Source organism: Devosia sp. Root105, from assembly GCF_001424865.1.
In the GTDB taxonomy this organism is placed as follows: Bacteria; Pseudomonadota; Alphaproteobacteria; order Rhizobiales; family Devosiaceae; genus Devosia_A.
On sequence record NZ_LMCR01000020.1, the window covers coordinates 26,545 to 47,645 of the forward strand.

Below are 21,101 nucleotides of genomic sequence, written 5' to 3' on the forward strand. Positions count from 1 at the left end.
GACCGGGGTCTAGGCGTCTCAGGCGTCCTGCTTGTCCAACCCGTAATACGTATGGAGCGCGCGAACCGCAAGTTCGGCATACTCGTCATCGATCAGCACTGAGGTCTTGATTTCCGAAGTGGTGATCAGCTGGATGTTGATCGACTTGTCGGCCAGCGCCTTGAACATCGAAGCGGCAACGCCCGCATGGTTGCGCATGCCCACCCCCACCACCGAGACCTTGGCGCCGCCCTTGGCGCTGGTCAGCGTGCGATACTCGAAGCGCCCGGCCTCGCCGGCAGCCTTCAGCGCCTTGACCGCCTTGTCGTGCTCGGCATCGGGCACGGTGAAGGTGATGTCGGTGGTCGAGCCATCCTCGGAAACGTTCTGGACGATCATGTCGACGACAATGGATTCGTCACTGAGCGCGCCGAAGATCGCCGCGGCAACGCCCGGCCGGTCCTTGACGTCGCGCAGCGTGATCTTGGATTCGGCCCGTGCCAGGGTAACGCCCGAAACGATCTGCTTTTCCATGATCTCTTCCTCATCGCATACGATTGTGCCGGGAACCCCCGGCGTGCCGTCCGGCGCGATCTGCGGCGCATTCGGATCGTCGAAAGTGGAACGGACGGTGAGGCGCACCTTATGCGCCATCGCCATCTCGACCGAGCGGATCATCAGCACCTTGGCGCCGAGCGAGGCCATCTCCAGCATCTCTTCGAACGAGATCTTCGAAAGCCGCTTGGCCTTGGGGGTGATGCGCGGGTCGGTGGTGTAGACCCCATCGACATCGGTGTAGATGTCGCAGCGATCGGCCTTCACCGCGGCGGCGACTGCCACCGCACTGGTATCGGAACCGCCACGGCCCAGCGTCGTCACCCGGCCCGACGGCGCAACACCCTGGAAGCCGGTGATGACAGGCACCACGCCATCGGCGAAGCGCTTTTCGAGTTCGGTCGGGTCGATCTCGACGATGCGGGCCGCGCCATGCGCGTCGTCGGTCTTGATCGGCACCTGCCAGCCCTGGAACGAGCGCGACGGGATGCCCATCTCGCTCAGCACCACCGCCATCAGCCCGGCCGTCACCTGCTCGCCCGAGGCGACCACGGCGTCATACTCGCGCGCATCGTGGAGTTTCGACGCGTCGTTGACCCAGCCGACCAACTCGTTGGTCTTGCCCGACATGGCCGAGACCACCACGGCGACCTGGTTGCCGGCGTCGACTTCACGCTTCACATGCAGCGCCGCCTGACGGATGCGCTCGACCGAGGCGACCGAGGTGCCGCCGAACTTGACTACGATACGGCCCAAGGCCCCTACCCCGACTGTTGCCCGGCTGAACCCGCCGGTACGCTCAGAATTCGGCCGGGGACATGCCACAAACAGCCGGGGTTATCAACTGCGGGGACGTCACCTATAGCTAGGCAGGCTGGAGGCCGAACCGATGACTATCGAGATTGCACGGCAGGCGCTGGAGACGATCAGTCGGCGCATGCGCGACAGGGACCCAGCAATTGCGGACCTTTTTGTGCCCCATGCGCTGCTTGTTGGCTCCGGGATGGGCGAAATCGCCCGTGGCCGGGGGGCCATCGCCGCACTGTTCGCCAGCATCCACGCAAGGGATTACACGGTTTCATGGGATTTTCCTGAGCTCGACAGCCGTGGCGACGCGGCACGCGTCTGGCTCTTCGCCGAAGGTCATGCGGTAATAGCGCGGGCCGGCGGTTTGGACCGCCTGCCCTATCGACTTGCCGCCGTCCTCGTCGCCGAGGGTGATGATTGGTGCTGGGAGCTGTTCCACGGCTCTGAGCCGCGGCACTAGCCTGCGCCGAAGCGTCCCCTTGCAGCCGGGGCCCGAGCGGCGGATATATCTGACATGACCGACACCACCATCAATCCCGACGAGATCGCCAAGTTTGCCGCCATGGCCGACGAGTGGTGGGACCCCAAGGGCAAGTTCAAGCCGCTGCACAAATTCAACCCGGTGCGGCTGGGCTATGTGCGCGACAAGGTGATCGCCCATTTTGGCAAGGACGGCACCGTGCGCCGCCCGCTCGATGGGGTGCGCATCCTCGATATCGGTTGCGGCGGCGGGCTGTTGAGCGAACCGCTGGCGCGGCTCGGCGCGACGATGGTGGGGATCGATGCCGGCGAAAAGAACATCCGCATCGCGGAACTGCACGCCCAGCAGTCGGGGCTAGAGATCGACTATCGCGCCGTGACGGCGGAGGCGCTCGATGCCTCGGGCGAACGGTTCGACGTGGTGCTGAACATGGAAGTGGTGGAGCACGTCGACAATGTGCCGCTCTACATGAAGAGCTGCGCGAGCCTGGTAAAGCCCGGTGGGTTGATGTTCACCGCCACCATCAACCGCACGCCGCGTGCCTACGCGCTGGCGATCGTCGGGGCCGAATATGTGCTGGGCTGGCTGCCCAGGGGCACCCACGATTTCTCGAAATTCCTGACGCCGGATGAGATCTCGGCGCTCTGCGTCCGCAACGGCCTGAAGATCATCGACAAGACCGGCGTCGTGTTCCATCCGCTGGCCGACGAATGGCGGCCGAGCCGCGATCTGGGCGTCAACTACATGGTGCTGGCGGCAAAGCCCGCCTGAAGCGGCGCCTGGAGCGTTTTCAGGAAAAGTTGCAGACTTTTCCTCCTCGGACTTGATCCGGGGATCGAAAGCGCGACCAAATCAAAGACTCAGCCGATCACCAGCGTATCGCGGCCGAACGCCAGCGTGATGGTGCCGCGGATCGGGTGGCCCGAGAGGTCTTCATCCCAGTAGAGAAACCAGCGGCCGGCGCCGTAGCTGCGGTCGAGCGCGTCTTCGATGGCGACATCGAACGGCTTCAGCGCCTTCAGCGCTGCCGACGCGGCCTCGCTCATCACGGCGCGGATGGCGCCGCCGGTGGCGGTGACCGCGGGGGTCAGGGTGGAATGGTGCATTCTATCCTCCTTGGCGCCCGGAAGCGCCGTTTGTGGAGGCCAATCTGCGTCGGCGGGCTTGAACCATGACTGAACGGCGCGTGTCAGGCGCCGTTCAGGAGGCTGAAGCGCATTCAGCGCTGGGTGAGCGTCGCAAAATCCTCGTCGCTGAGCACGATCGCGGCCGCCGCGGTGTTCTCCTCGAGGTGCTTCACCTTTCCGGTTCCAGGGATCGGCAGCATCACCGGTGAGCGCTTCAGCGCCCAGGCGAGTGCGATCTGGCTCGGTGTCGCGCCATACTTTCCGGCGATCGCCTGCTCGGCCGCACCCGGCCCCCGCTCGCCGCCGAGCGGCGCCCACGGGATGAAGCCGATGCCGTTGGCTTCGCAATAGTCCAGCACCGCATCGCTGCCGCGCGCCGTCGGGTTGTAGCGGTTCTGCACCGTGGCCACCGGGAAGAACCGCCGCGCCGCCTCGATTTCCTCGACCGTCACTTCGCTGAGGCCGGCGTGGCGCACGAGGCCATCGGCAATGAAGCCGGCAATGGCGTCGAACTGCTCGTCGCGCGGGATTGTCGGGTCGATCCGGTGCAACTGCCACAGCTCGAGCCGGTCGAGCTTGAGCCGGCGCAGGCTCATCAGCACGCCTTGCTTGAGAAACTCCGGACGGCCGAGGATTGGCCAGGAGCCGGGCCCATGTCGGGTAAGGCCGGATTTGGTGGCGACGACAGTGCCCCTGCCATAAGGCGCCAGTTCCTCGCCGATCAGCTGCTCGCTGACATAGGGACCATAGCTTTCGGCGGTGTCGATGAAGTTGATGCCGAGTTCGGGCACGCGCCGCAGCGTGCGTCGCGCTTCCTCCGGGTCATCGGGCTCGCCCCAGATGCCGGGACCGGTGACGCGCATGGCGCCGAAGCCGAGGCGATTTACGATGAGGTCGCCGCCAATGGCGAACGTGCCCGAAAGGGCAGCGTCGGGAGTAGACATGTAGGAAATCTCCGGGGGAGTCTGCTGGGAAGGAGGTCCCAAGACTGCATCCATCGGCACTTGCCGATCAATCCTGCCCTTAGGAGCAGTTGACGGCCAAATCCTTGAGCTGTCGCACTTTCGAGGTCGAACGGCGCGCTAGTTCGCTTCGTCCGGCACATGCGGCAGCGGCAGGAAATCGACGCCGTCGTCGATCAGCTCGGCCACTTCATCACGGGTCGCTTCGCCATAGATGCCGCGCGGGTCGGCTTCCTTGAAGTGGATCTTGCGGGCTTCCTCGGCGAACTTGTCGCCGACATAGTCGGCCTCGCTGGTGACCTTCTTGCGCATCACGCGCAGCATTTCACGAATCTCGGCCTGCTGCGGATGACCGCTCGACAGCGACAGCTTGTCGGAGTTCATCCGCGACACCGCCGGCGCCATCAGCGCCTTGTCCACCTTCACCGAATTGCAGATCGGACAGGTGACGATGCCGCGCGCCGCCTGCTCGTCATAGGCCTCGGCGCTTTTGAACCAGGCGTCGAACTTGTGGGATCTGTCACAGATGAGGGAATAGCTGATCACGCCGACACGTCCTCTCGGGCGAATACCGTGGGGCCCGAAGCGCTGAGCGTTAGCGAAAACCGGCGTGCGTTGGCAAGCGCTGGAACCTTGCCGCGGGCGTCATCCACCGCTGATAGCTCGATATCAGCGATGGCGATCCCCGGACCGTCGCCACCGAGCTCGCTGACGATCCGGCCCCAGGGGTCGATAATCATCGAATGGCCCCAGGTGGAACGGCCATTCTCGTGCGTGCCGGCCTGCGCCGCCGCGATCACCCATGAGCCGGTCTCGATGGCGCGGGCCCTGAGCAGCACTTCCCAATGCGCTTCGCCGGTCGGAACGGTGAAGGCGGCCGGCACCGAAATCACCTTGGCCCCGGCTTCCGCCAGCGCCCGGTGCAGCGCCGGAAAACGCAGGTCGTAGCAGATGGTCATGCCGAGCGGGAAACCCGGCGCTTCGCTCATCACCGCGGCATCGCCGCCGGCATAGGTCTCGCTCTCGCGATAATTCCTGAGCCCGGGGAGCGTCGCGTCGAACAGGTGGATCTTGTCATAGGTGGCGGCGATCGCGCCGTCGGGACGGAACAGCACCGAACGGTTGGCAAAGCGCCCGTCGGGCAGCGCCACGGCGAGCGAGCCGAGATGGAGGCTCACGCCGAGCCGTTTCGCGATATCGCCAATCCGGGCAATCGCCGGGTTAGTCTCCCACGGCCCGGCGACGGCTTTGAGCCCGTCACGATTCTCGGCGAACACCACCGAGACTTCCGGCGACAGCAAATAGGTCGCGCCCTGCCTCGCCGCCTCGCTGGCCAACCGCTCGAGCTGGTCGAGGTTGGGGCCGGGCTGGGTGCCGGAATTCATCTGCAGGGCGGCGACGCGCATTCAGCCAGTCCTAATTGGTGAGCAGCGGGTCGAGCTGGCCGCGGCGGTCGAGCGCCGCCATGTCGTCATAGCCACCGACATGGGTTTCGCCCACGAAGATCTGCGGCACGGTGCGGCGGCCATTGGCGCGCTGCACCATTGCCATGCGGACGTCGGGGTCGTCGGCATCGACCTCCTCGTAGCTCACGCCCTTTTCGTCCAGCAGCGACTTGGCTGCATGGCAATAGGGGCACCACTGGGTCGTATAGATTTCTACCTTCTTCATCTCGCCTACAAAAACGCTGGGGTTTGTTGACTTCTATATGGGGAGTTCCGCGCCCGTCACAACGCGTGCGAACGAGATCACATCGATTTTGATCACTCCGGCCCGCTTCAGCTCACGGGTGATGGCTTTGACGGTCGAGCCGGTGGTGATGACGTCGTCGACCAGCACCACGCCGCGCCCCTTGAGCCGGCGCAGCGCTTCGGCATGTGCGGTGAAGGCGCCGGCGACGTTGCGTTGACGCGCATCGTTGGAAAGCCCGACCTGCTGCCGCGTGCGGCGGCTGCGGGCGACGAGCCCGGTATCGACGGAAAGTCCAGTAAGGCGCGCCAGCGCCCGGGCCAGTTCAGTCGATTGGTTGTAGCGGCGCTCGAACTGGCGCCAGCGATGGAGCGGCACCGGCACGAGGACCGGTCCTTCCGCCCAGAACTCTGCCCCAGCCGGGTGCATCAGCCGGGCGCAGAACCCGGCCAGTTCCGGCCTGTCGCCATACTTGAGCCGGCTGACGATAGCGCGCGCCACCTCGTTATAGAGCACGGCGGACCGCGCCCGATCGAAGGGCGGTGGATCGGCGATGGCCTCGGCCGAGCGGGCATCGGGGCCGATCGAGACCTCGAACGGCAGGCCCAGCACCGGGCACCAGGGCCGGGTAATCGGCCGGAGGCTGGCAAAGCAGCGCGGACAGAGCGCCGCGTGTGCGGCGGTCGGCGCCCCGCAATCGAGGCAGGTCGGCGGATAGACCAGATCGAGCAATGCGCCACCCAGCCGCGCCATGGCCGCCGATCCCGCTTTGACTTTGCCCTGCCCCAATTCCATAACGCCGCAGTCTAAAGCGGGAACCGGAGAAGTGGCGAGACCTTTCCGGCTCGATCCCGTGACCAAACCAAACTCGAACTCAGTGCGGATCGACGAATGGCCCTGCCCCCGAAGGTTTTCGACCGCACGCTGATCGCAGAGCACTTGTCGCGGCGGCCGGCCGAGCCGGACGATTTCGTCACCCAGCTGGCGCTCGATGACCTGGCCTCGCGGCTCATTACCGTGTCGCGCGATTTCGAGCAGGCGCTGATCATGGCGCCGGATGGCGCGCGGCTACCACTGATGGGCCGCTCGGCCAGCGGCGCCTTCGCCTTCGAGCGCGTCTCGACAGTACTCGGCTCGCCCGATGCGCCGCTGGTCGATCCCGAGGCATTGCTGCTGCCGCGTGAGGGTTACGACCTGGTCGTCTCGCTGTTCGACCTGCAGGTGATCAACGACGTACCGGGCTTCCTCGCGCGCATCCGCGCTCACCTCCGGCCTGACGGACTGATGATCGCCGCGGCGCTCGGCGGCGACAGCCTGACCGAGCTGCGCCAGGCGTTCCTGCGCGCCGACGCCGAAACCTCCGGTGGCGCCTTCGCCCGGGTCGCGCCATTCATCCCGCTGGCCGATGCCGGCGGCCTGCTGCAACGCTCGGGCTATGCCCTGCCGGTTACCGACCTCGAGACCTATCCGATCCGCTATGGCGACCTGCTGCGGCTGATGCGCGAGCTCAAGGCACTCGGTGCGCAGAACCCGCTGGCCGACCGGCCCGGCCGCATGGCGACCAGGACCCTGATCGCCGCTGCCGGCGCCGCCTATGCCGAACTCGCGGGCGACCCGGACGGCCGGGTACGGGCAACGCTGGAAATCATCTGGCTCAGCGGCTGGGCCCCGCACGAGAACCAGCAAAAGCCGCTGCGCCCCGGCAGCGCCACGGTGCGGCTCAAGGACGTACTGGGGAACGGCTAGCGGGTGGTTACGCCTCAGATGTCGTTGATATTGTCGAGCTGTTCAATGGTGCGGCCCGACACGAAGTCGAACAACGAAATGACGCTCTCGCCGGTCAGGGACATGGCGACAAGCGCCCCAATTGCGATCAATCCGGCAACCAGTCCATATTCGATTGCCGTCGCTCCGCCGTCATCGGCGACGAAGCGTCTGATCTGACGGCAAACACCCCTCATCGCCCACCCTCAGAGCAGATCGCAGAGCGGAGCGATCAGCGGTTCGTCGGCCGGAGGCATCGGGTAATCGCGCAGCTGCTGCGGGCGCACCCACTTCAGGGCGGTGTGTTCGCGAGCCTGCGGCACTCCTTGCCACTTACGACAGACGTAAAGTGGCATCAGAAGATGAAAGCTTTCGTAAGAGTGAGACGCAAAGCTTAACGGAGCAAGGCACGCGCTCTGGGTGGAAATACCGAGTTCTTCTTCCAGTTCGCGGATCAATGCCGCCTCTGGACTTTCCCCCGGCTCGAGCTTGCCGCCGGGGAACTCCCACAATCCCGCCAGCTGCTTGCCTTCCGGTCGCTGGGCGATCAGCACCCGCCGGTCGGCATCGATCAGCGCGCAGGCGACGACGAGCTGGATCTTCACCCGCGGCCCCAATCCGGGGCGCGCCGGTAGCTGTAGGGGTAGACTTCACCGAAGCCGAGCGAGCCATAAAGGTTGAGTGCCGGGGTATTACTGGCCAGCACCTGGATGGCCGAATGGGTGGCGCCCTTCGAGCGCACCCAGTTGAGCGCCGCGCCCATCACTGCCCGGCCATAGCCCATGCCGCGCGCATTGGGGTGGGTGACGACATTGAGATAGATGCCGATGCCACTCGCGACCGCCGCCAGCGCCGCCGCCACCGGAAGGCCGGCCTTGTGATAGACCAGCACACCGCGCGCCTCGCAGGCGATATGCCCGAGGATCTCGCTCGCCACGTCGATCGTCGGCTGGTCATAGCCCGACATCTGCGCCTGTGCCCTGATCCATTGCGGATCGGTCGGCTCAAAATAGCGGGCCTGGAAATCGAGCGGGAAATCCTCGTCCGGCATTTCCATCGCCATGACCAGGCTCGGCTCGAATTCCTCCCACAACAGCCCATCGAGCACTTCGACGATCTCTGGTGCGGTGAGCGGGGTCACCCTGAACACCGGCGGGATGCGGTGGCGCTTCGACAGTTCGGCGAGCCGCATCAGGCGCAGCTCGGCATAGCCGCCGTCGCTCGGATCGAGGCAATGGATCGAATTGGCGCGCTTGGTATAGCCCTGGGCATAGCGCCACAGCCACAGCCCATCCTGCGCCTGCCGCAGCGCCGGCCATGCCGTAAGAGTGGCGCCTTCGATCTGACTGACGCTGAGTGGAACCATCAGGACCTGTAATCGCCGTTGATGGTGATGTAGCCGTGCGTCAGATCGCAGGTATAGACGGTTGCCGTGCCGGCTCCGAGCCCGAGCCCGACCCGCACCTCGATCTCTTCATTCTTCATGTAAGCGCTGGTCGCCGCCTCGTTATAGGCGGGGTCGCGCTCGCCCTGGGTGGCGACGCGGATATCGCCGAAGCTGATCTCGAGCCGGTCCCGGTCGGCCGGCTCGCCGGCCTTGCCCACCGCCATGACGATGCGGCCCCAGTTGGCGTCCTCGCCGGCAATGGCAGTCTTGACCAGCGGTGAGTTGGCGATCGACTGCGCGATACGGAACGCGCTCTTGTCGCTCTCGGCGCCCTCGACGGTGACGCTCACCATCTTGGTCGCGCCTTCGCCGTCGCGCACCACATGGATGGCAAGCTCGTGCAGCACGTCGGCCAGCGCCTCGGCGAACACCTCAGCGCGGGGGTCGGAGGCCGAACTGATGGCGGGGATGCCAGCCTTGCCGGTGGCGAAGACGAGGCAAGTGTCGGACGTCGAGGTGTCGCTGTCGACGGTCACGGCGTTGAAGCTCGTGTCGATTGCAGGCTGCAGCAGGCCCTGCAACACACCCGCCGCGATCGGTGCATCGGTGAATACGAAGCTCAGCATCGTCGCCATGTCGGGCGCGATCATCCCCGACCCTTTGGCGATGCCCGAGATCACCACCGGCACGCCATCGAACTCGACGGTGGCGGTCGCCACCTTGGCGAAAGTGTCGGTGGTCATGATCGCCTTGGCGGCATCCATCCACGGACCGGGCGCCAGGCGGGTCGCCATCTCGGAGGTGACGCCGGCAAATTTCTGCGCATCGAGCGGCTCGCCGATGACGCCGGTGGAGGCGAGGAAGATCTCATCGGGCGCAACGCCCAGCGCCTTCGAAACGATATCGGCTGAGAGGGAGACCGAAGCCTTGCCCTTCTGGCCGGTAAAGGCATTGGCGTTGCCCGAATTCACCAGCAGCGCGCGGGCCTTGCCGCCCCCGAGATTCTGTCGGCACCAGTCAACAGCCGCCGAAGGACACTTCGAACGGGTCAGCACACCGGCAACAACAGTTCCCTCGTCCATCGAGACGAGCAGAACGTCAGTGCGATTCTTGTATTTGATCCCGGCCTCGGCCGTCGCAAACCGAACTCCCGCGACATCCGGCAGTTCCGGGTAAGTCTTGGGCGCGAGGGGAGAAACGGGATGGGCCATGTTGCGTCCTATGCGGCGACAATAGGCCCATCCGTTTGCCTCAAGCCTTGCTGTGAAGCAAGTCGTTCATTTGCTCATAGCGCTTTCGAATGCGTGTCCCCGCAGAGGCGGGATTGCGAACTTGTCGGGTTCGCCAGGGCATCAAACTCAAGCCAGCCGGCCCGTCGCGATGAAACGGCCGAAACGCGACTGAATGCCCGGGATGATGAAGTAAACCATGGCGATCACCATCAGCGGCGCGACGACAAAGTTACGCTCCCACACCGGCCAGCCCTCGGTGAACGGCGCCACCAGATAGATGATCCCGGTGATCACAGGGTAGACGGCAACGAGCACCAGCAATGCCATGCGGGTGCGGGCCGCCAGCGACGGGCGGGCGGGCTTGGCAGGTGCAGCCACGGTGGCAGTGGCGGGTGCGGCAGAGACAGCAGATTGAATGGACATTTCCAGACCCCATATGAACGGTACGGCTCGTTACATAACGAAACGGAACGTAACGTTCAAGTGGATTCGAGCAGCTATTTCGTGTATCCCAGCCATGCACCTCCGTGGGGGCTTCAGTGAGAACCATGTCCAGCATCGAGAGCCAGTCGCGCAGATCCATCGGAGCCGCCCGCAACCCGGACAGCCACGAGGCGATCCTGGCCGCGGCCGAGGAAATCTTCTGCGAGGCCGGTTACGCCGGCTTTTCGATTGAAGCCGTGGCGCGGCGGGCCCGTGCCGGCAAACCCACTATTTACCGCTGGTGGCCATCCAAGGCGCACCTGCTGCTCGACGTCTATACGCGGCTCAAGAGTTCGCGCATGCCCGATCCGGATACCGGGACGCTCGAAGGCGACATTCGCAGCTTTCTGACCGAGCTGGTGCGCTTCTGGTCCGGCAATACCGGCGGGGTCTACAAGTCGCTGATCGCCGAAGCCCAGGCCGACGACAAGGCCGCCGAGGCGCTGCAGGCCTATTCGATCGAGCGCACGCAGCACACGGCTGGCATGTTCGAGCGCGCCAAGGCACGCGGCGAAATGCGGGCCGATGCCGACAGCCTCGCCGCCTCCGACCTGATGTCGGCCTATGCCTGGAAACTGTTGCTGACCGACCGGCTCGCCGACCAGGCCGACATCATCGACAAGGTCACCTCGATCCTGGTCCGCGGCCTCGTCAAATGACAGAACCCCGGCCGAGGCCGGGGTTCTGATCGTCTCGTATCTGGCCGAAGCTGTTACGGTGCGGTGCCGGCAGCGCCTTCGGCGGCCGGTTCGGCCTGCTTCTTGACCGCTGCGGCGAGCGCCGCGTCGGGGATGTCGAGCTTGGCGTCCTTCTTCAGCGCTGCGACCGCCTCGTCGAACGCCTTGAACATCACCTGCTGGCCCAGCTGCTGCTGCACCTGCTCGATCGGCGGAGGCGAGCTCATGCGCTTCTCCTCGACCTTGATGATGTGCCAGCCGAACTGGCTCTGCACCGGATCCGAAATCTTGCCCGGCTCGAGCGTGAAGGCCACGGCCTCGAACTCCGGCACCATCATGCCCTTGGAAAAGAAGCCAAGGTCGCCGCCGTTCTGCTTGCCGGAGGGGTCGGTGGTCTTCTCCATGGCCAGCACTTCGAACGGCTTGCCGCCGTCGAGCTCGGCCTTGACCGCCTTGGCCTCCTCTTCGGTGGCAACGAGGATGTGACGGGCGTGCACTTCCTCGACCGGCTTGAAGTCCTTCACCAGCTGGTCGTAGGCCGTCTTCACCGATTCCTCGGTCACCGCGGTCGCAACCTTCTGGGTGAAGTAGTCGCGGCGCAGCGAGCGCTCTTCGAGATACTGCAGGCGGCGCTTGAACAGGTCGGTATCGGCCATGCCGGCAGCTTTGGCCGCCTTGGCCATCACTTTCATGTCAATCAGCACGGTGACGAGGAAGGCGCGACGCTCCTCGGGCGGCACCTGCTGCAGTTCCTGCTGCAGGTCTTCGGCAGCAAACGCCAGGTCTGCCTCGGTAATGGTCTGGTCGCCGATGGTCGCGACCACCGTCTCGGGCGCCGCGGGGGCGGCTGCGGCCGGGGCAGCGGCATCCTGCGCAAGGGCGGCGACGGGGGCGAAGCCAAGCGCTGTGCCGAGCAGCAGCGCACCGGCCAGGGTCTTCAGAACTTTATGGAAACCCCGCGGGGCATGGACATTCATTGGGAATTCTCCTCGGATGGCGCAGAGCCCCCGGCCCGCGGCCGGCGAGGTTTGGCCCATTTGCGTTCCGTTGACAAGCAAAACACCCGCTCTTACATGTCGCACCACTTCAAAGAGTGTTGACGGGTGAGGACCCGCCGCCTGCCGGATGAGATGAAGCGCCTTAGCGCCACCCGGCCCTGAACAATCAAAGGACGACACGAATGGTACTGGCTGCAATCGCCAAGGCGATCTTCGGTTCGGCGAACGATCGGCAGGTGAAGAAGTACCTCCCGAGGGTTGCCGCGATCAACGCGCTGGAGCCGGAGTTCGAAAAGCTCACCGACGAGCAGCTGAAGGCCAAGACCCAGGAGTTCCGCGATCAGCTCGCGGCTGGCAAGAGCCTCGACGATATTCTCGAGCCCGCCTTCGCCACCGTCCGTGAAGCGTCCAAACGCGTGCTCGGCATGCGCCACTTCGACGTACAGCTGATCGGCGGCATGGTGCTGAACAACCGCTCGATCGCCGAAATGAAGACCGGTGAAGGCAAGACCCTGGTGGCGACGCTGGCGGTCTACCTCAACGCGCTGCCCGGCAAGGGCGTGCACCTCGTCACCGTCAACGACTATCTGGTGCGTCGCGACCTCAACTGGATGGGCCAGATCTACCGCTTCCTCGGCATGACCACCGGCATCATCGTGCATGGTCTCGACGACGCCGAGCGCAAGGCCAACTACGCCGCCGACATCACCTACGGCACCAATAACGAGTTCGGCTTCGACTACCTGCGCGACAACATGAAATACAGCCGCGACCAGATGGTGCAGCGCGGCCACGAATACGCCATCGTCGACGAAGTGGACTCGATCCTCATCGACGAAGCGCGCACCCCGCTTATCATTTCCGGCCCCTCGGCCGACCGCTCCTCGCTCTACGAGATGGCCGACACGCTGATCCCGCTGCTCGGCGAAGGCGATTTCGAAATCGACGAGAAGCAGCGTTCCGCCACTTTCACCGATCAGGGCATCGAGAAGCTCGAGGCCGCTCTGGTCGAGAACGGGCAGCTCAAGGGCGAGAACCTCTACGACATCGAGAACGTGGCGCTGGTGCACCACCTCAACTCGGCTTTGCGCGCCCACAAGATGTTCCAGCGCGAGAAGGACTACATCGTCCGCAACGACGAAGTGGTGATCATCGACGAGTTCACCGGGCGAATGATGCCGGGCCGCCGCTATTCGGAAGGCCTGCACCAGGCGCTGGAAGCCAAGGAACACGTCAAGATCCAGGCCGAGAACCAGACGCTGGCCTCGATCACCTTCCAGAACTATTTCCGCCTCTACAAGAAGCTGGCCGGCATGACCGGCACGGCGGCCACCGAAGCCGAGGAATTCGGCGATATCTACGGCCTCACCGTCACCTCGATCCCGACCAACGTGGCCGTCAAGCGCAAGGACGAGGACGACGCCATCTTCCGTACCGCGGCGGAGAAGTTCGACGAAATCGCCAACCTGATCGCCGATGCGCGTGGTCGCGGCCAGCCGATCCTCGTGGGCACCACCTCGATCGAGAAGTCCGAGATGCTGGCGGAGATCCTCCGCGGCAAGGGCATCAAGGACATCGCGGTGCTGAACGCCCGCCACCACGAGCAGGAAGCGCAGATCGTCGCCGATGCCGGTGTTTCCGGCGCCGTCACCATTGCCACCAACATGGCCGGCCGCGGTACCGACATCCAGCTCGGCGGCAACCTCGAGATGCGCATCGAGAAGGAGGCTGCGGGCCTCGAAGGCGCCGAGCGCGACGCCAAGATCGCCGAGATCAAGCGCACCATCGCCGAGGACAAGGCCAAGGTGCTGGCCGCCGGCGGCCTCTACATCATCGGCACCGAGCGGCACGAAAGCCGCCGCATTGACAATCAGCTGCGCGGCCGCGCCGGTCGCCAGGGCGACCCGGGCCACTCCAAGTTCTTCCTGAGCTTGCAGGACGACCTGATGCGCATCTTCCCGGTCGAGTCGATGGATTCGATGCTGAGCAAGCTTGGGCTCGAGCAGGGTGAATCGATCACCCACCCGTGGGTGACCAAGGCCATCGAGCGCGCCCAGGCCCGCGTCGAAGCCCGCAACTTCGACATCCGCAAGAACATCCTCAAGTACGACGACGTGATGAACGATCAGCGCAAGGCGATCTTCACCGAACGTCTCGAACTGATGGACAGCGAGGACGTCGCCGAGACCGTCAACGAGATGCGCCACCAGGTGGTGGACGACATCATTTCGAAGGCCATTCCGGAGCGCGCCTACCCCGAGCAGTGGCAGGTCGAGCAGCTGGTCGCAGCCGGCAAAACCTACCTCAATGTCGACCTGCCGGTTGAGGCGTGGACGCACGAGGAAGGCATCGACGTCGAAGCGGTGCGCGAGCGCATCACCAAGATCGCCGACGAGTCCGCTGCCGCCAAGGTGGCCCGCTACTCGCCCGACATCATGCGCCAGGTCGAAAAGTCGATCCTCTTGCAGTCGATCGACGGGCTGTGGCGCGAGCATCTCGTGACCCTCGACCACCTTTCGAAGGTGGTCGGCTGGCGCGGCCTCGCACAGCGCGACCCGCTGAACGAGTACAAGCGCGAGGCCTTCGAGCTGTTCGAGCAGTTGCTGGCGAGCCTGCGCGAACTGGTGACCACCCAGCTCAGCCACGTCGAAATCCAGATGCGCCAGCCCACGCCGCCGCTGCCGAACTTCGACGGGCTCGACGAAATCCACATCGACCCGACCACCGGCGAGAATGACGCCGATGACGACATCACCGGCACCATGCCGCGCGCCCTCGGGCCCACCCCGTCGCTGGCGGCCTTCGCCGCCGCTGGCGCTGCTGCCGGTGCCGGCGTGATCGAGGCCGATCCGGCCCTCAGGCCCATCGACCCCAAGCTGCTGGTCGGCGTCTCCCGCAACGCCCCCTGCCCCTGCGGCTCGGGAAAGAAGTTCAAACACTGCCACGGCGCGTTCTGACGCTGCTGCAAACTCCTGAACAGCCAACCGGCCGGTTCCTCCTGGGGACCGGCCGGTTTCGTTTAGCGCTGTGTGCTTGGCGTCCGAATGTCAGACCGAAACCGTCTCCCGCTTCGGACGCCGCACCGCCCGCACTGTCCCGACATTATTGCCGCCGCAATAGAAGCGGTCACCCCCATCGGCCTCGAGCCCCGAAACGCCTTTGCCAGGCGGCATGTCGAGTTGTTCCAGTACTTCGCCCGATTGCGGATCGACGCGCCTGATCTCGCTCTGCCCATCCTCCAGCGTCGCATGCCAGAGTTCACCCTCGACCCAGGTCACCCCGGTGACGAAGCGGTTGGAATTGATGGTGCGGAGCACTGCGCCGGTTTCGGGATCAACCTGCAGGATCTGCTTGCTGCGATACTGCCCGACCCAGAGCGAACCCTCGGCCCAGGCAAGGCCGGAGCCGCCGCCCGGCGACGGAATGGTCTTGACCACCTGCCCGCTCAGCGGATCGATCTTCTGGATCACGTCTTCGGCGAGCTGGTAGAGGTGCTCGCCGTCGAACGTGGTGCCGGCATGCGCCGCAACATCGATGCTCCGCACCGCTTCACCGCTTTCGGGGTCGAAGGCATTAATCCGGTCGCCCGAGGCGAACCACACGTTGGTGCCATCGAAGGTGACCCCGGCCACCGAGTCCACCCCGGGGAACGGACCGTATTCGCGAACAATCTCGGCATGCGCATGCTTCATCGGACTGACCTCTCACTATCGCTTCGAGTGAACACCTAGTCGCCCGGCAGGGGACCCGGGAGTAACAAAGCCGTCGGGAAACCCGGCACCGGCGGAGTGATCCAGCGCAGCGCCCGCCCGCGGCCGAACGACTGCACCTTGCCGGCCTCGGCCAGCTGCTCCAATGCCCGCTGCACGGTGCGCGGGCTGGTGCCGAGCGCCAGGGCGAGCGCCGAACTCGCCCACGCCTCGCCGTCCGCCAGGAGCGCCAACACCCCGGCATGCTGATCTTCCACCGGCGGCGCCAGCACCACGACCTCGCGCGCCGCGACGGGGGCAAGTGTGAAGCCGGCCATGGTGGCGTTGATCTCGGCGATCCGGACCAACTCGGACCGCAACCGCCCCATTTCCACCCGCAGCCGGGCGCGGTGCGATTCGTCCGCTTCCTTGCCGCGGAATGCCTCGGCGATCAGCTGGGCCCGCGACACGTCCTTGGGCCACGCTTCGGCCAGCGCGCGCAGCAGCGCAAACAGCACCGGGCGCGTTGCAAGGTGAACGACCACCCCCGCCTGCCGGACCACATTGCGCGTCGCGTCGACCACCAGGGCGCCCGACGCCAGCACCCGTTCGACACCGGCGAGGGTAAGGGCCCGTTCGCCGCCGCCCCCAATCAGCCGCGCTGCCGGCTCGTTCAGCACCCGGGCATCGGCCTCGATCTCGGCGACCAGCGAGTGGATGCCGGCCTGCTGTGCCGCCCCCAGCGCTCGATCGAACGCGGCATGCGCCGGCTCGGTCTGCACCCGCCGCATGGCGATGCCTGCGGTAACCAGCTGGTGCACAGCAACGCTCGCCGGCGGCAGCTGCTGCAGGTCGAGCTGCGCCAGGATCCGCTCGGCCTCGTCCACCCGCCCGATCAGCAGCAGCCGGCGCGCCGCGAGGTTGGCGGCATGCGCGGCGTTGGCCCGATCGCCCTGAGCCTCCAGCACGCGTTGCGCTGTTGCCAGCGCTTCGGGCTGCCAGGAGAGGTCGCGCGACACCAGCGCGATCTCCGCCTCGGCCACCACGCAGCGGGCCCGCGCCACCGCCTCACGGGCATGAAATGCCTTGCCCGCCGCCTTGAGCAGCGCTTTGGCCCGCTCGAGATCGCCCAGTTGCGCCATGGCGATGCCGCGCAACGCCAGCGCCGGCGCGTCGTCGCGCAGCGCCACGCGCTTCAGTGCGCCAAGCGGATCACCGGCCCCGAGCGCCCGCGCTGCGGCGGTGATCAGCGAGTCCATTCAAATCCCGTCACACTTGTCACTCTCACCCCGATCTGCCCCGCGCCTAGGTTCCGTTCACCGACGAGGAACGCAACCCCTCCAACAACGGGAGATCACCCATGACCACCCTCGAACTCTATGAAATCGCTGCAGACAAGTCCCGCCAAAGCAGCGTCAGCGGCGGCCTGATGAAACTGGCCGTCCGGCTCGCCACCTGGCGGGCCCGGCGCCGGACCATTCTCCGGCTGGCCGGCCTCGATGCCATCCAGCTCGCCGATATCGGCCTCGAACGCACCGATGTCGAGGACGCCCTCGACGGCGACGCCCGCCGGCTCTGGGCCAAGATTCGCCAGCGCAACGCCAGCTGACCCAACCTCTCACGCAAGGAGAACTGCCATGGAAGACAAGAACTACACCACCACCATCACCGTGAAGGCGAGTCCCGAAACCGTCTTTGCCGCCATCAACAACGTGCGCGGCTGGTGGTCCGAGGATGTCGAGGGCAACACCGCCATGCTCGGCGACGTCTGGTTCTACCACGCCAGGGACCTGCACCGCTGCACCCTCAAGGTGGTCGAGTGGCTGCCGAACCAGCGCGTCGCCTGGCGGGTGCTCGACAACCACTTCAGCTTTACCGCTGACAAGACCGAGTGGATTGGCACCACCATCGCCTTCGACATCGAGCCGGTCGGCGAAGGCGCGCGGTTGACCTTCACCCATGTCGGCCTGGTGCCCGACTACGAGTGCTACGACGTCTGCCACGATGCCTGGGGCACCTATATCCGCGGCAGTCTCAAGGCCCTCATCACCTCGGGCAGCGGCCAGCCCAATGTCGGCGCTGCCATCACTGCCGCCGAGCCCACGCTTCCCAACCACGGAGACCACGCCATGAACGACACCAGCTTCACCACCGCGTTCACGGTGGACCAGAGCCCCGAAGCGGCCTTTGCCGCCATCACCGATCCACGCGCCTGGTGGAGCGGCGAGTTCGATGGCGGCACCAAAAAGCTCGGCGACGTGTTCAGCTACCGCTACCAGGACTTCCACTATTCCAAGCAAGTCGTGACCGAACTGGTACCCAACAAGCGGGTCGCCTGGCAGGTGGTCGAGGGCACGCTGAGCTTTGTCGAAGACAAGACCGAGTGGGTCGGCACCACCATCATCTTCGACATCGGCTTGAAGGACGGCAAGACCGAGGTGGTGTTCACCCACGAGGGCATCGCGCCGGCCGTCGAGTGCTATGACACCTGCTCGGACGCCTGGACCTCGCTGATCCAGGGCAGCCTCAAGCAGCTGATCCAGAGCGGCAAGACCGAACTGATCGAGCTGGCCGCGCCGGCGGTGTGAGAAGCGACACTGTTCGATGTTGCGACGAGTCAAACGGTTGCCCGGTGGTTGACTGACCCCCACCCTTAATCCCTCCCCGCAAGGGGGAGGGAGACGCAAACTGAAGGGGTCGTATGAGGGTCTCCCTCCCCCTTGCGGGGAGGGGACAGGGGTGGGGGGGGGCCCGCACCAGCGTTAGAGGGTTCAACAGAGGGTGCCCCCTAAGGCGTATCCACCACTTGCCGTCGCGGCCGCCGCTCGCTCCAGGCGAGCACCAGCCCCGCGACGATCACCAGCGCGGCGCCGAGGAACACCACTTCGGCCGGCTGTTCGCCCCAGAACAGGAAGCCGAAGACGAAGCTCCAGATCAGCGCGAAATACTCGACCGTGCCGAGCACACTCGCCGGCACCAGGCGCGCCGATTCCACCAGCACATATTGCGCCGTGCCGCCGACGATGCCAGTGGCGACCACGATGGCGATCTGCAGCGGGTCCATGTCGGTCCAGAACGGGATCGAGGCCAGCCCCATCACCAGCGTGTAGAACAGGTTGAGCGAGAAGATCAGCACCATCGAGCTCTCGGATTTCGAGATGGTGCGCATCAGGATCATCGCCACCGACCAGAAGAACGCCGCGCCCAGCACCATCAGCGCCGGAATGCCGAAGCTCAGCCCGGCCGGATTGCAGGCGATCAGTACGCCGAAAAACCCGATCGCCGAGGCGCCGACCCGCGCCAGCGTCAGTTGCTCTTTGAGGAAGATCACCGCCAGGATGATCGTCAGCACCGGCGCGAAATAGTAGAGCGTCGTCATCTCGGCGAGCTGCAACTCGCGCCCGGCCGAATAGTACATGCACCAGGCCGCCAGCGTCAGGATGGCGCGCAGCAGCAGCATCGGCTTGTTGCCAGAGCGGATCAGCTCCAGCACCAGCTTCCGCCGCCCGATGATGAGGCAGATCACGACGACGACCAGGCTGCGCACGAACAGGATCTGCACCACCGGCAGCGCATGGATTACCGCCTTCACCAGCGCATCGTGCACCGAGAACAGCGTGTAGGCGAAAATGCCAAGCGCCATGCCCTTGAGCGAGGCGGACTGATGCGCGGACGTGGCGGCAGGTGAGGACACGAGGGACTCGGAGTGGTAGCAGAGGCGAATGCCCGCGCTAGCTCTAGCGGGTCAACACATTGCATGCACCGGCAAACTTTGAGCGGGGCGCTGCAGCTCCCCAAACTCGGTGTCATCCCAGCGAAAGCTGGGCCCCAACTATCCGCTGGTGCGGGTGGTGAGATGGGTCCCTGCTTTCGCAGGCACACGCGGTGGGTGTGGAAGCATCGCACCGCGGGAACGCTGCTCCTCCACCGTCAGGTGCAGGTCACCCGCACCTCGGCAAAACCGGCCTCGTCGGCCGAGAACACCATCACCGTGCAGCTGGTGCCGGCAATGGTGCCGAAACCGGTCTCGACCACCTGGCCGACGCCATCCATGGTGACCGTATCGGCCGTGATCAGGCCGGTCTTTATCACCGCCTTTGACTGGCAGATCGGATAGCTCTCACCCGGCGTCACCATGAAGCGGGTACCGAGCGGGATGCAATCGGTGGTCGGCAGGTTCGGGTCGATCTCGGCGGTCTCGGCGCTTGCGTCCGGGGCGCCGGGCAGAGCGGCGGGGGCCGCCGCGACGGCAGCCTGTTGCGCCGTCCACTCGCCCTCGAGCTTCACCATCCGGTCCTGCAGGGCCAAGAGGCCCGCCGCGGTGCCGTCGTCGACGGGCGCCGTCACGGCCTCGGCACGCTTGGCGAGCTCATCTACCGAGCTGCGCAGAGCCACCACCGCCTCGGTCACCGCCTTGGTCTTCATGTCGGTATTGAGCTGCACGGCGACAGCCCCGGCCAGCGCCACCAAGCCGACGATGGCGGCGAGGAACGGGATCAGCCGGTCGATCAGGACCAGGCGGCGATAACGGCGCATTCCGGCCCCTCCGCGTCTGCGCCAAAGCGATACTCGCCCCGGCAGGCTGCCACCCTGGGCGGGGTGCCCACCGCCTCGAACAGGTCGTGGCCGGCCTTGAGATTACGCCAGAACGGCGCCCAGGTGTTACCGCCCTCGGCGGCCAGCGCCATGGCCGTCATGCGGAACGGGAAGACGTGCACGTCGACGGCGTCCTGACCATGGCTCAGCGCAGCTTCGACCACCGCATAGACCTCGTCGACGTTTGAATCGGTGATGGCGTAGCAGCCGATCGAGGAGCAGCCGCCATGCACCATCAGCGCCGAGCCGGTGCGGCCAAGCTGCCGGTCGAAAGCATTGGGAAAACCGAGGTTGAAGCTGAGGTGATGGCGCGAATTGGGGTTCAGCTGGCTCTGCGCCACCCGGTAGAAGCCCTCCGGTGACTGCTTGTCGCCTTCCTTGAGCTTGGGCCCGAGATCGCCCGAGAATTTGCAGATGTCATAGTCGCGGAACAGCGCATAGCGCCCGCCGGCGCGCTGCAGCCACAGCTCCAGCTTGTGCTCGCGCTTGAAGATGCGGACATACGCCCTGTCGCCGAGCGCAAACCCGGCGGCCGTCAGCTCGGCAACGAACTGCGTGCGGTCATAGACGCGCTCGGTGGCGATGTCGCGATCTCCCGTTCGTTCGGTGAGCACGAAGCGCCCAACCAGCGCCGCCGAGAGGAGCAGGACCCCGATCGCGATGGCCATGCCAACA

25 protein-coding genes are annotated in these 21,101 nt (G+C 65.5%); 7 read left to right on the forward strand and 18 right to left on the reverse strand.

The features are described from left to right. Positions 1 to 18 precede the first annotated feature (18 nt). Positions 19 to 1,290 (reverse strand): aspartate kinase, encoded by a 1,272-nt coding sequence (locus ASC68_RS25565; RefSeq protein WP_055886287.1) that lies wholly within the window; start codon positions 1,288 to 1,290, stop codon positions 19 to 21. A gap of 133 nt (positions 1,291 to 1,423) precedes the next feature. Here ASC68_RS25565 and ASC68_RS25570 point away from each other — a divergent pair, with 133 nt between their 5' ends. Then, a complete protein-coding gene (locus tag ASC68_RS25570; protein WP_055886292.1) occupies positions 1,424 to 1,801 on the forward strand; it encodes a nuclear transport factor 2 family protein in 378 nt (125 codons plus the stop codon). 45 nt (positions 1,802 to 1,846) lie between these two features. Further along, positions 1,847 to 2,593 carry a bifunctional 2-polyprenyl-6-hydroxyphenol methylase/3-demethylubiquinol 3-O-methyltransferase UbiG gene (ubiG, locus tag ASC68_RS25575; protein WP_055886295.1) on the forward strand — a complete coding sequence of 249 codons (747 nt, stop codon included), beginning with the start codon at positions 1,847 to 1,849 and terminating at the stop codon, positions 2,591 to 2,593. An 89-nt stretch (positions 2,594 to 2,682) separates the two neighbouring features. Here the strand turns inward: ubiG and ASC68_RS25580 are convergent, their stop codons facing one another. From ASC68_RS25580 to ASC68_RS25605, 6 genes are all read right to left on the reverse strand, one after another. Beyond that, positions 2,683 to 2,928, reverse strand: coding sequence for a hypothetical protein (locus ASC68_RS25580; RefSeq protein WP_055886298.1), 246 nt, complete (start codon positions 2,926 to 2,928; stop codon positions 2,683 to 2,685). A gap of 113 nt (positions 2,929 to 3,041) precedes the next feature. Next, positions 3,042 to 3,893 carry an aldo/keto reductase gene (locus ASC68_RS25585; RefSeq protein ID WP_055886301.1) on the reverse strand — a complete coding sequence of 284 codons (852 nt, stop codon included), beginning with the start codon at positions 3,891 to 3,893 and terminating at the stop codon, positions 3,042 to 3,044. A 138-nt stretch (positions 3,894 to 4,031) separates the two neighbouring features. Further along, the gene (locus tag ASC68_RS25590; protein WP_055886305.1) at positions 4,032 to 4,457 is read right to left on the reverse strand and encodes a DUF1178 family protein; all 426 of its coding nucleotides are present in this window, start codon (positions 4,455 to 4,457) and stop codon (positions 4,032 to 4,034) included. Beyond that, complete coding sequence (locus ASC68_RS25595; protein WP_055886309.1) at positions 4,454 to 5,317, reverse strand: carbon-nitrogen hydrolase family protein; 864 nt, start codon at positions 5,315 to 5,317, stop codon at positions 4,454 to 4,456. The genes ASC68_RS25590 and ASC68_RS25595 overlap by 4 nt, the downstream gene beginning before the upstream one ends. 10 nt (positions 5,318 to 5,327) lie before the next feature. Further along, on the reverse strand, positions 5,328 to 5,582 hold the full coding sequence (gene grxC, locus ASC68_RS25600) for a glutaredoxin 3 (RefSeq protein WP_055886312.1): 255 nt from the start codon (positions 5,580 to 5,582) through the stop codon (positions 5,328 to 5,330). Between the two features lie 33 nt (positions 5,583 to 5,615). Next, positions 5,616 to 6,353 (reverse strand): ComF family protein, encoded by a 738-nt coding sequence (locus tag ASC68_RS25605; protein ID WP_055887129.1) that lies wholly within the window; start codon positions 6,351 to 6,353, stop codon positions 5,616 to 5,618. 138 nt (positions 6,354 to 6,491) lie between these two features. Here ASC68_RS25605 and ASC68_RS25610 point away from each other — a divergent pair, with 138 nt between their 5' ends. Next, positions 6,492 to 7,346, forward strand: a complete 855-nt coding sequence (locus ASC68_RS25610; protein WP_055886316.1) for a hypothetical protein — start codon at positions 6,492 to 6,494, stop codon at positions 7,344 to 7,346. 14 nt (positions 7,347 to 7,360) lie between these two features. Here ASC68_RS25610 and ASC68_RS25615 read toward each other — a convergent pair whose 3' ends face one another. The 5 genes from ASC68_RS25615 to ASC68_RS25635 all read right to left on the reverse strand — a co-directional run bounded on the left by ASC68_RS25615 (position 7,361) and on the right by ASC68_RS25635 (position 10,406). Next, a complete protein-coding gene (locus ASC68_RS25615) occupies positions 7,361 to 7,561 on the reverse strand; it encodes a Flp family type IVb pilin (RefSeq protein ID WP_055886320.1) in 201 nt (66 codons plus the stop codon). A 9-nt stretch (positions 7,562 to 7,570) separates the two neighbouring features. After that, positions 7,571 to 7,969: a (deoxy)nucleoside triphosphate pyrophosphohydrolase gene (locus ASC68_RS25620; RefSeq protein ID WP_082528513.1), complete on the reverse strand. Its 399-nt coding sequence runs from the start codon at positions 7,967 to 7,969 to the stop codon at positions 7,571 to 7,573. Beyond that, on the reverse strand, positions 7,966 to 8,730 hold the full coding sequence (locus tag ASC68_RS25625; protein WP_055886326.1) for a GNAT family N-acetyltransferase: 765 nt from the start codon (positions 8,728 to 8,730) through the stop codon (positions 7,966 to 7,968). The genes ASC68_RS25620 and ASC68_RS25625 overlap by 4 nt, the downstream gene beginning before the upstream one ends. Further along, on the reverse strand, positions 8,730 to 9,962 hold the full coding sequence (gene argJ / locus ASC68_RS25630; RefSeq protein ID WP_055886330.1) for a bifunctional glutamate N-acetyltransferase/amino-acid acetyltransferase ArgJ: 1,233 nt from the start codon (positions 9,960 to 9,962) through the stop codon (positions 8,730 to 8,732). The genes ASC68_RS25625 and argJ overlap by 1 nt, the downstream gene beginning before the upstream one ends. 147 nt (positions 9,963 to 10,109) lie before the next feature. Then, entirely contained in the window at positions 10,110 to 10,406 is a 297-nt protein-coding gene (locus ASC68_RS25635; RefSeq protein WP_244488555.1) for a hypothetical protein, read from the reverse strand. Positions 10,407 to 10,531: 125 nt separating this feature from the next. Here ASC68_RS25635 and ASC68_RS25640 point away from each other — a divergent pair, with 125 nt between their 5' ends. Then, positions 10,532 to 11,125: a TetR/AcrR family transcriptional regulator gene (locus tag ASC68_RS25640; RefSeq protein WP_055886338.1), complete on the forward strand. Its 594-nt coding sequence runs from the start codon at positions 10,532 to 10,534 to the stop codon at positions 11,123 to 11,125. Positions 11,126 to 11,178: 53 nt separating this feature from the next. Here ASC68_RS25640 and ASC68_RS25645 read toward each other — a convergent pair whose 3' ends face one another. Continuing rightward, entirely contained in the window at positions 11,179 to 12,120 is a 942-nt protein-coding gene (locus tag ASC68_RS25645) for a peptidylprolyl isomerase (RefSeq protein ID WP_055886341.1), read from the reverse strand. Positions 12,121 to 12,323: 203 nt separating this feature from the next. On the opposite strand from ASC68_RS25645, the gene secA reads away from it, so the two are divergent. Then, positions 12,324 to 15,098 (forward strand): preprotein translocase subunit SecA, encoded by a 2,775-nt coding sequence (secA, locus tag ASC68_RS25650; RefSeq protein WP_055886344.1) that lies wholly within the window; start codon positions 12,324 to 12,326, stop codon positions 15,096 to 15,098. Between the two features lie 90 nt (positions 15,099 to 15,188). Here the strand turns inward: secA and ASC68_RS25655 are convergent, their stop codons facing one another. Continuing rightward, the gene (locus ASC68_RS25655) at positions 15,189 to 15,833 is read right to left on the reverse strand and encodes a hypothetical protein (RefSeq protein WP_055886347.1); all 645 of its coding nucleotides are present in this window, start codon (positions 15,831 to 15,833) and stop codon (positions 15,189 to 15,191) included. A gap of 35 nt (positions 15,834 to 15,868) precedes the next feature. Then, a complete protein-coding gene (locus tag ASC68_RS25660) occupies positions 15,869 to 17,089 on the reverse strand; it encodes a hypothetical protein (RefSeq protein ID WP_055886350.1) in 1,221 nt (406 codons plus the stop codon). 101 nt (positions 17,090 to 17,190) lie between these two features. Between ASC68_RS25660 and ASC68_RS25665 the strand changes: the two genes are divergently transcribed. Together ASC68_RS25665 and ASC68_RS29050 are read left to right on the forward strand one after the other, a co-directional pair. Continuing rightward, positions 17,191 to 17,439: a DUF1127 domain-containing protein gene (locus tag ASC68_RS25665; RefSeq protein ID WP_055886355.1), complete on the forward strand. Its 249-nt coding sequence runs from the start codon at positions 17,191 to 17,193 to the stop codon at positions 17,437 to 17,439. A gap of 28 nt (positions 17,440 to 17,467) precedes the next feature. Continuing rightward, positions 17,468 to 18,418 carry an SRPBCC domain-containing protein gene (locus tag ASC68_RS29050; protein ID WP_197421414.1) on the forward strand — a complete coding sequence of 317 codons (951 nt, stop codon included), beginning with the start codon at positions 17,468 to 17,470 and terminating at the stop codon, positions 18,416 to 18,418. A 200-nt stretch (positions 18,419 to 18,618) separates the two neighbouring features. Here ASC68_RS29050 and ASC68_RS25680 read toward each other — a convergent pair whose 3' ends face one another. The 3 genes from ASC68_RS25680 to ASC68_RS25690 all read right to left on the reverse strand — a co-directional run bounded on the left by ASC68_RS25680 (position 18,619) and on the right by ASC68_RS25690 (position 21,094). After that, positions 18,619 to 19,524, reverse strand: a complete 906-nt coding sequence (locus ASC68_RS25680) for a DMT family transporter (RefSeq protein WP_156387454.1) — start codon at positions 19,522 to 19,524, stop codon at positions 18,619 to 18,621. Between the two features lie 236 nt (positions 19,525 to 19,760). Continuing rightward, a complete protein-coding gene (locus tag ASC68_RS25685) occupies positions 19,761 to 20,366 on the reverse strand; it encodes a hypothetical protein (RefSeq protein ID WP_055886363.1) in 606 nt (201 codons plus the stop codon). Continuing rightward, positions 20,339 to 21,094, reverse strand: coding sequence for a murein L,D-transpeptidase (locus ASC68_RS25690; protein ID WP_055886365.1), 756 nt, complete (start codon positions 21,092 to 21,094; stop codon positions 20,339 to 20,341). Before ASC68_RS25690 ends, ASC68_RS25685 begins: the two co-directional genes overlap by 28 nt. Between the last annotated feature and the right edge of the window lie 7 nt (positions 21,095 to 21,101).

Coding starts and splice junctions, on each gene's coding strand:
- ASC68_RS25690 (WP_055886365.1), bottom strand. CDS start 21,094: ATGGCCATCGCGATCGGGGTCCTGCTCCTCTCGGCGGCGCTGGTTGGG.
- ASC68_RS25615 (WP_055886320.1), bottom strand. CDS start 7,561: ATGAGGGGTGTTTGCCGTCAGATCAGACGCTTCGTCGCCGATGACGGC.
- ASC68_RS25610 (WP_055886316.1), top strand. CDS start 6,492: ATGGCCCTGCCCCCGAAGGTTTTCGACCGCACGCTGATCGCAGAGCAC.
- ASC68_RS25605 (WP_055887129.1), bottom strand. CDS start 6,353: ATGGCGCGGCTGGGTGGCGCATTGCTCGATCTGGTCTATCCGCCGACC.
- ASC68_RS25580 (WP_055886298.1), bottom strand. CDS start 2,928: ATGCACCATTCCACCCTGACCCCCGCGGTCACCGCCACCGGCGGCGCC.
- ASC68_RS25655 (WP_055886347.1), bottom strand. CDS start 15,833: ATGAAGCATGCGCATGCCGAGATTGTTCGCGAATACGGTCCGTTCCCC.
- argJ (WP_055886330.1), bottom strand. CDS start 9,962: ATGGCCCATCCCGTTTCTCCCCTCGCGCCCAAGACTTACCCGGAACTG.
- ASC68_RS25570 (WP_055886292.1), top strand. CDS start 1,424: ATGACTATCGAGATTGCACGGCAGGCGCTGGAGACGATCAGTCGGCGC.
- ASC68_RS25660 (WP_055886350.1), bottom strand. CDS start 17,089: ATGGACTCGCTGATCACCGCCGCAGCGCGGGCGCTCGGGGCCGGTGAT.
- ASC68_RS25685 (WP_055886363.1), bottom strand. CDS start 20,366: ATGCGCCGTTATCGCCGCCTGGTCCTGATCGACCGGCTGATCCCGTTC.
- ASC68_RS25625 (WP_055886326.1), bottom strand. CDS start 8,730: ATGGTTCCACTCAGCGTCAGTCAGATCGAAGGCGCCACTCTTACGGCA.
- ASC68_RS29050 (WP_197421414.1), top strand. CDS start 17,468: ATGGAAGACAAGAACTACACCACCACCATCACCGTGAAGGCGAGTCCC.
- ASC68_RS25640 (WP_055886338.1), top strand. CDS start 10,532: ATGTCCAGCATCGAGAGCCAGTCGCGCAGATCCATCGGAGCCGCCCGC.
- ASC68_RS25665 (WP_055886355.1), top strand. CDS start 17,191: ATGACCACCCTCGAACTCTATGAAATCGCTGCAGACAAGTCCCGCCAA.
- ASC68_RS25635 (WP_244488555.1), bottom strand. CDS start 10,406: ATGTCCATTCAATCTGCTGTCTCTGCCGCACCCGCCACTGCCACCGTG.
- grxC (WP_055886312.1), bottom strand. CDS start 5,582: ATGAAGAAGGTAGAAATCTATACGACCCAGTGGTGCCCCTATTGCCAT.
- ASC68_RS25595 (WP_055886309.1), bottom strand. CDS start 5,317: ATGCGCGTCGCCGCCCTGCAGATGAATTCCGGCACCCAGCCCGGCCCC.
- secA (WP_055886344.1), top strand. CDS start 12,324: ATGGTACTGGCTGCAATCGCCAAGGCGATCTTCGGTTCGGCGAACGAT.
- ASC68_RS25585 (WP_055886301.1), bottom strand. CDS start 3,893: ATGTCTACTCCCGACGCTGCCCTTTCGGGCACGTTCGCCATTGGCGGC.
- ASC68_RS25645 (WP_055886341.1), bottom strand. CDS start 12,120: ATGAATGTCCATGCCCCGCGGGGTTTCCATAAAGTTCTGAAGACCCTG.